The sequence below is a fragment of the Vibrio sp. V23_P3S9T160 genome, assembly GCF_963886625.1.
Classification (GTDB): domain Bacteria; phylum Pseudomonadota; class Gammaproteobacteria; order Enterobacterales; family Vibrionaceae; genus Vibrio; species Vibrio anguillarum.
On the sequence record NZ_CAWPDB010000088.1, the window covers coordinates 39817 to 51395 of the forward strand.

Genomic DNA, 11579 nt, shown 5'->3' on the forward strand with positions numbered 1-11579 from the left:
AAATAGATCAACTATTTCATTTTAGCTGCGTATAATACCTGACTTGATTTAGATGAGGTAATCATGCGGTTAGATAAATTTTTGTGTGATGCGTTAGGTGCGACACGTAAAGAAGCCACCAAGATCATCAAAAGTGGTGATGTCACAGTAAATGGTAAGACGCAGAAAAGTGGTTCATTGCAGGTGACGCAGGAGTGTGAGGTGGAGTGGCAAGGTCGTGAGTTAATCTTGCATGGCCCGCGCTATATCATGTTACACAAACCCGCTGGCTACGTTTGCTCACATGAAGACGGCTTCAATCATACGGCATTTATTTTGCTCGATGAAGTGAATGTTCAAGACTTGCATTTTGCAGGACGTTTGGATGTCGATACCACAGGTTTGGTTCTGATCACCGATGACGGCCAATGGTCTCATCGCATTACCTCGCCAAAACACAAATGCGACAAAACCTACCGTGTCTGGCTTGCCGATCCTATTGAAGCGAATTATGTCGAACAATTCTTAACGGGTATTGAACTGCGTAATGAGCGTGAGCCAACCTTGCCTGCGCAATTGGAAGTCGTCGGTGAGAATGAATGTTTACTGACCATTCATGAAGGCAAATACCATCAAGTTAAACGCATGTTTGCTGCTTTAGGCAATAAAGTGGTTGGCCTTCACCGTGAGCGCATTGGTCATATTGTGCTAGATGAGGCACTAGAGCCCGGTGAATACCGTTATTTGACTGACCAAGAAGTGGCTTCTATTGGGGCTTGAACGGCCTAGCTTTACTGAAACTTCATTCCTTATTTATCTGGAGAACTATGACTTCATCTCAACCTGTTACAGCGAATAATACGCCGCACATTAGTTTTTTACTCTTCTTAGTCTTAGGCGCAATTGGCGCATTAACGCCGCTGGCGATTGATATGTATCTGCCAGCCATGCCAGCGATTGCTAAAGATCTCGGTGTGAGTGCTGGAGCGGTACAAATGACGCTGACTGCTTATACCGCTGGTTTTGCGATAGGCCAACTATTGCATGGTCCTCTAGCCGACAGTTATGGCCGTCGCCCAGTGTTGCTGATCGGCGTATTACTGTTTGGTATTGCTGCTACTGTGAGTGCGACTACGCAGGGTATTGAAGCGTTAACGTATGTTCGCGCTGCGCAAGGTTTTGCTGGAGCAGCGGCGGCTGTGGTTATCCAAGCGGTGGTGCGTGATATGTTTGATCGCGAAGATTTTGCCCGCGCCATGTCTTTTGTCACCTTAGTGATGACCGTTGCCCCGTTAGCTGCGCCGATGATTGGCGGACACTTGGCCATTTGGTTTGGTTGGCGTTCGATATTTTGGGTGTTAGCTATTTTTGCCGCTGTGGTGATTGCTCTCGTGGTTTGGAAAATTCCAGAAACACTCAGTGCAGAAAATCGTCAACCGCTGCGCTTTCGAAATACCATTCGCAACTATGTGCAGTTAAGCCGTAACCCAGTCGCGATGGGGCTTGTTTTTTCTGGTGCTTTCTCTTTTGCTGGTATGTTTGCCTTTTTGACCGCAGGCTCCTTTGTCTATATTGATATTTATGGAGTCGATCCTGATCAATTTGGTTACCTGTTTGGCCTCAATATCGTCGCGATGATTATCATGACCAGTTTAAATGGTCGAATGGTGAAACGAGTCGGTTCCCACGCCATGCTACGCTTTGGTTTATTGATTCAGTTGTGCGCAGGTATCGGGCTATTTATCGCGTGGTTACTCAACCTTGGTTTATGGGGCATTGTGCCTTTTGTGGTGCTTTTTATTGGTACATTGTCAACGATAGGCAGTAATTCAATGGGATTATTGTTAAGTGGTTATCCGAAAATGGCGGGTACCGCTTCTTCACTGGCTGGAACGTTGCGTTTTGGCACAGGCTCAGTGGTTGCAGCGATTGTCGCGATGATGCCTAGTGATGTTGAGTGGCCGATGATTGTGGTCATGACGGCGTGCTCGGTACTTTCATCTCTTTTTTATTGGACATTAGGAAGAAAGGCGTAATGTCAGAGTATTACCTCGAAATTCAACGTGTAGTGAATACAGCGCTGCAAGAGTTAACAGCAGAACACCAAGCGAATAAGCTGGTGAATGCGCCTTTAGCTAATAATCACTTTTTGGTGCATTGGGTGAGTAAGGCATTGAAAGCACAACGATTCCATCGCTGTGTGGTGGATGATTTAAATCGTTGGCAGAAAGCTGGACGTTCGAAAGGCAACCAATCTGAATTACTGTTTATCTTCAAACGCATCTCAGCATTTTACGGTCAGTTTTTTGCGCAAGAGGCGGATAACATCATTACCGATAAGAAAATTGACGCGTTTTTGGAATTCATGGAAGCGGCTCACTGGGAAGTGACAACATGTGATCCATTGGTGAATGAAGGCAAATTACAGCTTTTTACCGATGGGCAAAACTCATTGGCTTTGTGCGCAAATCAGTGTGAATCATGCTTTGATGGTGAACTGCTCGTGAAGCCGATGAACTGGTTTGTACGGGGCCATCATGCTGATTTCGTCGAAAAAGCCAGCAGTGCTGGCTTTATGGTGCACAAACGTACCGATTATAAGTCGAATGTGAAATATCATGGTGAGTATTTGATATACCCAAGCAATCATGGCGTGCAATTAGCTGAAATTCCATTAGGCTTTCCTATTGATTAGTATGGAATTGAAACCCAATAAGTTGCAGAGCTAGCGATTTCGCTAGCTCTTTTTTTGTGCCTTTTTGACGATGGCTTTGACCATGCCATTAAAAATAAAAAGGTGGGCAGGCATCATCGCAAACCAGTAAAGTAACCCTAAGAATCCTTTGGGGTGCCACCATGCGGTCACATTGAGTTCTCGCGTTTCGCCTAGATCTTTAATGGTAAATTCCAATCGCCCTAATCCTGGGCCTTTCATCCCAAAAAGAAGAGACAAAAACTGTTGAGGTTGGCAGCGGATCACTTTCCACGAATCAATAAAATCGCCAACTTGCAGTTCCGGGCCACAAGGAGAGCGGCGCACAGGTTTGCCACCACCGAATAAAAGATCGAGCCATTCGCGTGTACGCCATAGTGCATTGGCAAAAAAATAGCCTTCTTGGCGGCTGCCTATGGTTCGGATAACATCCCATAAAACCTCAGCAGAAGCGCTGGTCTGAATCGTTGCTCCTGCCTGTTTAGGATAGTAGCCAAAACCGGGTTGCCAACGTTGTAGGGCACTTGGATCAAATCCCCACACCTGCGAGCGTGTAAATTCCCCTTCATGCTCGATTATTTTGGTGACAACGTCACGATAGGGAGTTAGTTTTTGGGGATAGCGTGCTTCAATGGCTTGTGAGTCGGCAATGTAATCATGATCTAAACCGGCAAGTAGTGCTCTGCCAATATTAGAGGGGACGGAGGTGACAAGACCTAGCCAGTAAGAAGCCGTTTTTGGAGTTAATAGTGGGGTAGACCATAACCGAAAAGGTTTCTGCGTTGCCTGACAAATAATGGCAAATTGTTCGCGGTAGGAGAGGGTGTCAGGCCCACCGACTTCAAACAATTGGTGGGCAACGGGCTGTTCCTTCGCTAATTCAAGTAGATAATGATTGAGGTTTTCCAGCGCTATCGGATTTGCTTTGGAATCAACCCATTTGGGCGTGATGAGCATCGGTAAGTTGTAAACAAAATCACGCATGATTTCAAATGCGGCTGATCCCGGTCCAAGAATGACACCGGCTCTTAACTCGGTCACTGGTACAGGACTTTTCCTAAGTAGATCGCCTGTCATTTTCCGTGCTTTGAGGTGCTCTGAGTTTCCGGTTTGTGGCTGAATCGCACTTAAGTAGATCAGGTGTTTGACCTGGCTAACCTCAAGGGCTTGTTTAACGTTTTCCGCTAACGACAATTCATAGTCGACGAAATCATGTCCTTGCGCCATACCGTGCACTAAAAAATAAACCAGTTCAAATTGTGGGATAAGCGCAAGTGTCGCCTCTTTATCGGTAAGGTCTAAATAACGCAAGGTAAGGTTGGGATGAGATATGGCACGTGAGGTTAAGTAGTCAATGTGCCTAGCTGCGGCCGTTACTTGAAAACCTTGCGCTAATAGCAAAGGTAGCAGTTGTGAGCCGACATAGCCTGATGCGCCGAGTACTAACACTTTTTTCATGACGGTCCCTTCAAATAAGATGGTTAGATTATGCTCACAGACGTATAATAGCGACTTCATTTTTCCTGTGCTATCAATGTGTTGAATTTGAGGTGATCGGTTGTCTGTTTTTTCGCAAATCGTGTTACATACAAGAGGCGATTTTTTCCGTCGCTTAATGGCTATCGCTCTGCCGATCACCTTGCAAAGTATTATGTTTTCTAGTCGTGGTCTAGTGGATGTTTTGATGCTAGGGCAATTAGGTGAGGCTGAAATCGCTGCGGTAGGCGTTGCCGCTAGAGCAACTTTTGTCACCACCATCATGCTAGTGGGCGTGACAACCGGAGGCGCACTGTTAACAGCTCAGTATTGGGGCGCAGGAAACAAACAGGGCGTGCGAGAAAGTACCGCACTTACGTGGTTAGTCGCTAACCTATTTGCTGTCATGACGGTGGCACTATTTTTACTGTTTCCAAGTCAAATTATGGCACTAACCACGGATTCCGAGACCGTTAATGCGCTAGGTAGCCAATATTTGGTTATTACCTCACTCAGTATGTTTGCTGTAGCTTGCGTCAGTAGTACGGCAGTAGGGTTGCGAGCGATGCATAAACCAGGGCTCAGCACGTTTTTTAGCGGTATTGGTATTGTTTCAAACGTGTTTTTAAACTGGGTGCTGATTTTCGGCAAATTGGGTTTTCCCGCAATGGGAATTGAAGGTGCGGCGATTGCTACCGTGCTAAGTGGTTTTATTGAAGTCGCGTGTTTATACGGTTACCTCTATGCTAAGAAACATCTGTTAGCGTTTGGAATTGACGATATCCGAGCCATCATTGAATGGCCTACCATTTCTCGTTTTTTGAAGCTTTCGTTGCCAACCACCTTTAATTTCCTTGCATGGGCAGGCGGTTTATTTGCCTACCATGCCATCATGGGGCAGAGTGGTGTGCAAGGCTTAGCGGCGTTATCGGTGATGACGCCAGTAGAATCGATTTCATTGAGTTTACTGATTGGGATGTCGAATGCGGCTGCGGTTTTAGTCGGTAACCAACTTGGCGCTAAGCAGTACGATGCTGTTTATTATCAAGCCTTAGGTTTAACTATCATCAGCCTTCTTGTAGGCGTGATCGTCGCTGCCGCCTTGTATGTGGTGCAGATCCCTATCCTGAACTCTTTCACCGCCTTGACGGATGAAACCCGTGCTTTATCTGAAGAGTTTATCGTGATACTGAGCCTTGGCATCATTTTACGTTCCATTCCAATGACTGTGATTGTTGGCGTGTTGCGAGCTGGCGGTGACGTAAAGTTTTGTCTTTACCAAGATTTAGTCGCGCAGTGGTTGATCGGTATTCCGTTAGCCGCATTTTGTGCGATTGTGCTTGGTGCTAAGCCTGAAGCCATCTATTTATTGTTTCTCGTTGAAGAGTTGATTAAATGGGGCGGTTCTCTTTATCGAATGAAAAGCAAGAAGTGGATGCGAAATTTGATTGAAAATTAGACACAACGCAGTTAGGTGGTGCAATTTGATGCACATAATGTGATCCGGTATCCAAAATGCTTTCTACTGCAGGAGAATTAGTGTAGATTCACAATCCAATTTTAGTCGATTGCGAGCGATTTGATGTTACAGCTGACCAACCTGTGTAAAGGCTATCTAGATGGCGATGAATTTCATCCCGTGCTACAGGGGGCAGAGTTAACATTAAACCGAGGCGACCAAATCGCATTGATGGGTGAAAGTGGTTCGGGTAAGAGTACATTACTCAACCTTATTGCCGGATTAGATATTGTCGATTCTGGCGAAATTTGGTTTCCAAGTTTTGCCATGCATGACACGTCAGAAAATAAGCGTACCGCTTATCGCCGAAATAACATTGGTCATATATTTCAGCAGTTTAATCTTCTTCCCACCCTCAATCTCGCGGATAATATTCGCTTTTGTCGTCAGTTGAAAGGAATGCCGGAAGACCAAGGTTTACTGCGTCAAATTCTTTCTTCGCTTGATTTAATGCCGTTGCTAGGCCGATACCCTGAAGAGGTTTCTGGTGGGCAGCAGCAGCGTGCTGCGATCGCGCGCTCCTTGTACATGGAGCCTAAGATTTTATTAGCAGATGAACCAACCGGTAGTCTTGATGAGCGTAATGCCGAGGCGGTGATGCGTTTATTGACGACCTTAACTCGTCAGTTGGATTGCACGTTATTATTGGTGACGCACAGTGAAAAAGTCGCGCAGCATATGGATGGTCGCGTACGTTTACAAGGAGGGTTGTTGCATGTTATGGCCCGTAGTTAAGGCGCTACTTGGTCATTATCGGCGTTATCCTTTACAAATCATCCTAGTATGGCTGGGTTTAACGCTTGGCGTTTCATTGTTGGTGGGAGTGACGGCCATCAACCAGCATGCTCGTCAAAGTTACGAACATGGCGAAAAGCTGTTTTCTAATCCATTACCTTATCGTATTCGTTCCAAGCATATTGCCAATAAAATCCCCCAAGGTTTCTATATTCAGTTGCGCCGTGATGGATTTTCTCAGTGCGCTCCTTTTGAAAACCATCGTTTGACGACAAAAAATGGCACGGATATTTCGCTGATTGGGCTTGATCCCGTCGCGATGTTGCCAACCAATAGCGGCCTTCCTTTATCGGAATTTTCGACATTATCATTGATGAATCCGCCGTATCCTATTTTGGTGAGTGTTGATCTCGCTCGTCTCCAAGGTTGGCAAACGGGTGATTTTATCGTGCTTGATAATGAATCAAAGTTAGGTCCTATTCAGATCGATCAACAAGATCTCATCAACGGCACACGCGTTATTGCGGATCTATCCTTGGTGCGAATGCTCAAGAAAAGTTCGGGCTTATCTGTTATTGCTTGTGGTGATATGCCGCCAGAGAAACTGAAAAGGCTAAAAGATAATTTACCTAATGGTTTGACGCTAGTCCGTAGTTCTCGCACTGAGCTGGAATCACTCACGCGTGCTTTTCATCTCAATCTCAATGCAATGGGTATGTTGGCATTTTTGGTCGGGCTATTCATATTCTACCAAGCCATGTCTTTATCTTTAATCCAGCGCCAACCTTTAGTCGGGTTATTACGACAAGCGGGCGTTTCTGGCTGGCAGCTTACCCAAGCATTGGTGATTGAGTTGTTTGGCATGGTCCTGCTTAGCTGGATATGCGGTAACGGATTGGGGTTATTATTGGCCAATCAACTTATTCCAGCGGTTTCAGCCAGTTTGGGTGACTTGTATGATGCTAATGTCGGTTTATCGATTAGCTGGAATTGGCAGTGGAGTAGTTACAGTTTAGCCATGGCGTTGATTGGTGCATTCGCGGCGTGCGCTTGGCCCCTCGTCCGGTTGCTAAAATCGCAACCTATTCGTCTTTCGGCTCGTCTCTCTTTGCTTCGATTTGCTGGCACAGAATTTCGCCTGCAAGCCCTTGTTGCTTGCGCATTGACTGTCGCGGCGATTGCCGTGTATCAAGTTCCACAAACGCAACTTTCTGGTTTTGCAATTATTGCGTTGATGTTACTCAGTGTTGCGCTGTTTACGCCTTATCTTATTTGGACGCTGTTCAACAGTTTTTCCTATTCACTCGCTTGGGTAAAAGCGCGTTGGTTCTTTGCCGATGCAGCCGCCAGTATGAGCTATCGCGGTGTCGCAACTATGGCATTTATGATTGCTATGGCGGCGAATATTGGCATTGAAACCATGGTTGGTAGCTTTAGAGACACTACTGAAAAATGGTTAAACCAACGTTTAGCGGCCGATATTTATGTCTATCCTACCAACAGTTCTGCATCAAGAATGAGCAGTTGGTTGAAAGCGCAGCCTGAGGTCAATGATGTTTGGTGGCGTTGGGAAAAAGATTTCTCCACTGACAAAGGCGCATTGCAAGTGGTCAGCACGGGTATCTCCGATGGTGAGTTAGACTCGTTGACGGTTAAACTTGCTGTTCCTAACTATTGGTATGATTTACACCATTCAAAGAGTTTGATGATCAGTGAATCCATGGCGCTTAAATTAGGCATTAAGCCTGGTGATTTTATTGACCTTTCTGAGCCTTTGGGCCAAAAGTGGCAAGTCGCGGGGGTTTATTACGATTATGGTAACCCTTACTATCAAGTTTTATTGTCACATCAAAATTGGCTATTTGCATTTGCAGGGAAAGGGAATGTGGCGCTAGGGGTTATTTTGCGCGATGGTGTGAATGATCAAGGCTTGAAAAATCGCTTAGAGTCGGTATTTAGGCTTGGTGATGAACGAGTATTTGATAACAACCACATCCACAATCAAGCGATGCGAGTATTTGACCGAACCTTTTCCATCGCCGATACGCTCGGACGCATTACTTTGTTGATTGCCGTGTGTGGTATTTTCTTTGCTACGTTAGCCGGAGAGGTTTCTCGCCAGCGACACGTTTCGCTACTGCGTTGTTTGGGTGTTTCTGGTAAAGAGCTGGTGGTGATTGGCAGCTTGCAATTGTGTGTTTTTGGGGCGATAGCACTCGTGATTGCAATGCCGTTAGGGCTTGCACTCGCTCGTCTTGTGGTGGACATCGTGATTAAACAATCCTTTGGTTGGACAATCCAACTGCAGTTGATCCCCGGGGAGTATTTGAAAACGGCAGCATGGGCGATGGTGACCTTGATGTGCGCAGGTGCAATCCCGGTTATTCGTTTGGTTAGAAGGCCACCGATTAGCTCATTTAGAGACGCGTTATAAATGATGAAACGATACCTCGTACTTTTGTGCTCTTTGTTGATTGCTGTATTGTTCGGCCTCTATTCGTGGCACCAGTATTGGCAGGCACAGCAAACGATTTCAGAATATGCTGTTTCTGAAACAGCTTCTAAGCAAATGGATACATCATCAATATCGAAAGAGCACCCGTTCGAGCTCGTGCTTCCTAATCGCCCGGTACGACTTCCTCAAGATTTCAATTTTCATCAAGGTTTTGAACATGAGTGGTGGCATTACTTTGCGAATGTCAGTGATGAACATGGGCAGCAATATGGGATCCAGTGGAGTTATTTTCGTCTCGCTAATGAAGCTCGAGATGCCAATGGATGGCTTAGTCCTCAGCTTTATCTTGCTTATGTGGTGATCTCTTCAAAGAATGAAGTCTGGCGTGAACAGCGGATTGCGCGGGGCGGAATTGGTCAAGCCGGCTTAGAATTAAAGCCGTTTAAAATGTGGATTGATAATTGGAACTGGCGCGCACCGGGGACGACTCCATTTCCTGGAGTATTAGATGTAGCGACGGACACGTTTTCACTCTCATTAAAAAATAATCTTTCCGGGCCATTTGTATTACCTGGTCAGCAGGGATACCAAAAAAAGCATGATTCACTTTCTTTAGCCTCATATAGTCTCCAAGCACCGTTTTTGCAGGTCAAAGGTGTGCTCAACTTAGGTGTTAACTCTCAACCCATTCAAGTCACAGGTAATGCATGGCTGAGCAAGGAGTGGGGTAATAATCTGCTGCCTAACGCTAAACAGGGATGGGATAAGTTGTTCGTTAAACTCGATAGCAAAACAACCTTATTGGTTAATCGCTATCGTTATTTTCAGCAAGAGCCCTATTTGTTTGGGGCAATTGTGAAAGATTCGGGCACCACGATCGCACTATCTGCTGATGAAATTGATTTAGTTCCTGTCGTTTCTGCCGCGTCGGAGAATGAGCGTGACATCCCGTTACAATGGGTGGTAAACATCCCTAAATATAATATTCATCTGGTGACGAAAGCGGTGAATCGCGATCTGTGGTCGCCCTTTCTGATCCCTTATTGGGAAGGCCCAATTATCACCGATGGTAGTCATAAGGTGACGGGTTTCATGCAACTAACGAGCAACTAAGTTCAAATATTTGCGGAATCTAAAGGTCAAGTTGTTCTTGGCCTTTTGTGTTTTTGTGAACCTTTTTTATTTTGTTGTAAAATTGTTATGCATGAAAACTAATCAACAATGGGAAAATAGTGAAAACCAAGGAATATACGTTGTATTGTTATGCTTGACTCGGAAATTCCGATTCTTAATATCTGAACAAGCGATTTTTACTTCTATCAGCTACTGTATAAACTCTGTCATATTCATTTGTTAATGGTTTATTAACATGCATAACTATAAGGACGATATCATGAGTGATGTGATTCGCGACTTTTTCAAGATGGAATCAGCAGGTGGTATTTTGCTGGTTATTGCTGCTGCAATTGCAATGATGATTGCTAACTCACCGCTAAATGATGTTTACCAATCTTTTTTACATTCCTACGTGTTTGGAATGTCAGTGTCGCATTGGATCAATGATGGCTTAATGGCCGTATTCTTTTTGTTGATTGGTTTAGAAGTCAAACGTGAATTGTTGGAAGGTGCTCTTAAATCCAAAGAAACGGCTATTTTCCCAGCCATTGCTGCCGTCGGCGGCATGCTTGCTCCAGCATTAATTTACGTGCTGTTTACGGCTGGTGATGCACAAGCGATTCAAGGTTGGGCGATCCCAGCGGCCACTGATATTGCGTTTGCGCTAGGTATTATGGCGCTATTGGGTAAACGTGTTCCAATCAGCTTAAAAGTGTTCTTGCTGGCGCTTGCGATTATTGATGACTTAGGGGTTGTGGTCATTATTGCGCTATTTTATAGCGGTGATCTTTCTACCATTGCGTTAACCGTCGGTTTCTTAATGACTGGTGTGCTTTTTATACTAAACAACAAGCATGTTACCAAAATCAGCCTTTACTTAATTGTCGGTGCGATTTTATGGTTTGCCGTACTTAAATCTGGTGTTCATGCAACCTTGGCTGGTGTAGTGATTGGTTTTGCTATTCCGCTGAAAGGTGATAAAGGCGAATATTCTCCGCTAAAGCATCTTGAGCATGCGCTACACCCGTATGTCGCTTTTGGTATTCTGCCATTGTTCGCATTTGCCAATGCCGGGATTTCACTGGAAGGGATCTCCGTATCTAGCCTCACGTCAATGTTGCCTTTGGGCGTGGCTCTTGGCCTATTTATTGGTAAGCCATTGGGTATTTTTACCTTCAGTTGGGCTGCGGTGAAACTCGGTGTCGCTAAATTGCCTGAAGGGATCAATTTCAAGCATATTTTTGCCGTGTCAGTGCTATGTGGTATTGGCTTTACAATGTCGATTTTTATCTCGTCATTGGCTTTTGGACCGACCAATGCTGAATTTGATACGTTTGCACGGCTCGGTATATTAATGGGCTCGACCACTGCCGCGATTGTAGGCTATATATTGCTTCGTTTATCTTTGCCAAAAAACGCATAAGAATATAATCAGCCCTCCGTAATACGAGGGCTGATTCATTTTATAAACTAACCATTTGATTTATCAATATTCTTAATCAATAGAAAATTTAAGTTTTTATCGATTTATTGAAAATTATTGCCAGCGTAATTATTTTTTGATATTTTTCGCACCAATCTCGGAC

The 11579-nt window shown here is 44.9% G+C and carries 9 protein-coding genes; 8 read left to right on the forward strand and 1 reads right to left on the reverse strand.

Going from position 1 to position 11579, the window contains the following annotated elements:
- Positions 1–63: 63 nt before the first annotated feature.
- The 3 genes from rsuA to AACU59_RS04745 are packed head-to-tail and all read left to right on the forward strand — an operon-like array spanning position 64 to position 2674.
- A complete protein-coding gene (gene rsuA, locus AACU59_RS04735) occupies positions 64–759 on the forward strand; it encodes a 16S rRNA pseudouridine(516) synthase RsuA (protein WP_017044313.1) in 696 nt (231 codons plus the stop codon).
- A gap of 47 nt (positions 760–806) precedes the next feature.
- A complete protein-coding gene (locus AACU59_RS04740; protein WP_013857017.1) occupies positions 807–2015 on the forward strand; it encodes a Bcr/CflA family multidrug efflux MFS transporter in 1209 nt (402 codons plus the stop codon).
- Entirely contained in the window at positions 2015–2674 is a 660-nt protein-coding gene (locus AACU59_RS04745) for a DUF2913 family protein (protein ID WP_017044311.1), read from the forward strand. Before AACU59_RS04740 ends, AACU59_RS04745 begins: the two co-directional genes overlap by 1 nt.
- A 42-nt stretch (positions 2675–2716) precedes the next feature.
- Here AACU59_RS04745 and AACU59_RS04750 read toward each other — a convergent pair whose 3' ends face one another.
- Positions 2717–4210, reverse strand: coding sequence for a DUF2867 domain-containing protein (locus AACU59_RS04750; RefSeq protein WP_094145877.1), 1494 nt, complete (start codon positions 4208–4210; stop codon positions 2717–2719).
- A 40-nt stretch (positions 4211–4250) separates the two neighbouring features.
- Here AACU59_RS04750 and AACU59_RS04755 point away from each other — a divergent pair, with 40 nt between their 5' ends.
- The 5 genes from AACU59_RS04755 (at position 4251) to nhaA (ending at position 11416) form a co-directional block, all read left to right on the forward strand.
- Positions 4251–5627: an MATE family efflux transporter gene (locus tag AACU59_RS04755; RefSeq protein ID WP_094145876.1), complete on the forward strand. Its 1377-nt coding sequence runs from the start codon at positions 4251–4253 to the stop codon at positions 5625–5627.
- A 123-nt stretch (positions 5628–5750) separates the two neighbouring features.
- On the forward strand, positions 5751–6422 hold the full coding sequence (locus AACU59_RS04760; RefSeq protein WP_013857013.1) for an ABC transporter ATP-binding protein: 672 nt from the start codon (positions 5751–5753) through the stop codon (positions 6420–6422).
- Positions 6403–8856 (forward strand): FtsX-like permease family protein, encoded by a 2454-nt coding sequence (locus AACU59_RS04765; protein ID WP_094145875.1) that lies wholly within the window; start codon positions 6403–6405, stop codon positions 8854–8856. The genes AACU59_RS04760 and AACU59_RS04765 overlap by 20 nt, the downstream gene beginning before the upstream one ends.
- Positions 8857–9990 (forward strand): lipocalin-like domain-containing protein, encoded by a 1134-nt coding sequence (locus AACU59_RS04770; RefSeq protein WP_094143666.1) that lies wholly within the window; start codon positions 8857–8859, stop codon positions 9988–9990.
- 280 nt (positions 9991–10270) lie between these two features.
- Positions 10271–11416: a Na+/H+ antiporter NhaA gene (gene nhaA / locus AACU59_RS04775; RefSeq protein ID WP_026027720.1), complete on the forward strand. Its 1146-nt coding sequence runs from the start codon at positions 10271–10273 to the stop codon at positions 11414–11416.
- Positions 11417–11579 lie beyond the last annotated feature (163 nt).

Excerpts from the sequence above, each read along its gene's own strand:
- AACU59_RS04740 (WP_013857017.1), top strand. The coding sequence starts at position 807 with ATGACTTCATCTCAACCTGTTACAGCGAATAATACGCCGCACATTAGT.
- AACU59_RS04770 (WP_094143666.1), top strand. The coding sequence starts at position 8,857 with ATGATGAAACGATACCTCGTACTTTTGTGCTCTTTGTTGATTGCTGTA.
- nhaA (WP_026027720.1), top strand. The coding sequence starts at position 10,271 with ATGAGTGATGTGATTCGCGACTTTTTCAAGATGGAATCAGCAGGTGGT.
- AACU59_RS04745 (WP_017044311.1), top strand. The coding sequence starts at position 2,015 with ATGTCAGAGTATTACCTCGAAATTCAACGTGTAGTGAATACAGCGCTG.
- rsuA (WP_017044313.1), top strand. The coding sequence starts at position 64 with ATGCGGTTAGATAAATTTTTGTGTGATGCGTTAGGTGCGACACGTAAA.
- AACU59_RS04765 (WP_094145875.1), top strand. The coding sequence starts at position 6,403 with ATGTTATGGCCCGTAGTTAAGGCGCTACTTGGTCATTATCGGCGTTAT.
- AACU59_RS04760 (WP_013857013.1), top strand. The coding sequence starts at position 5,751 with ATGTTACAGCTGACCAACCTGTGTAAAGGCTATCTAGATGGCGATGAA.
- AACU59_RS04750 (WP_094145877.1), bottom strand. The coding sequence starts at position 4,210 with ATGAAGTCGCTATTATACGTCTGTGAGCATAATCTAACCATCTTATTT.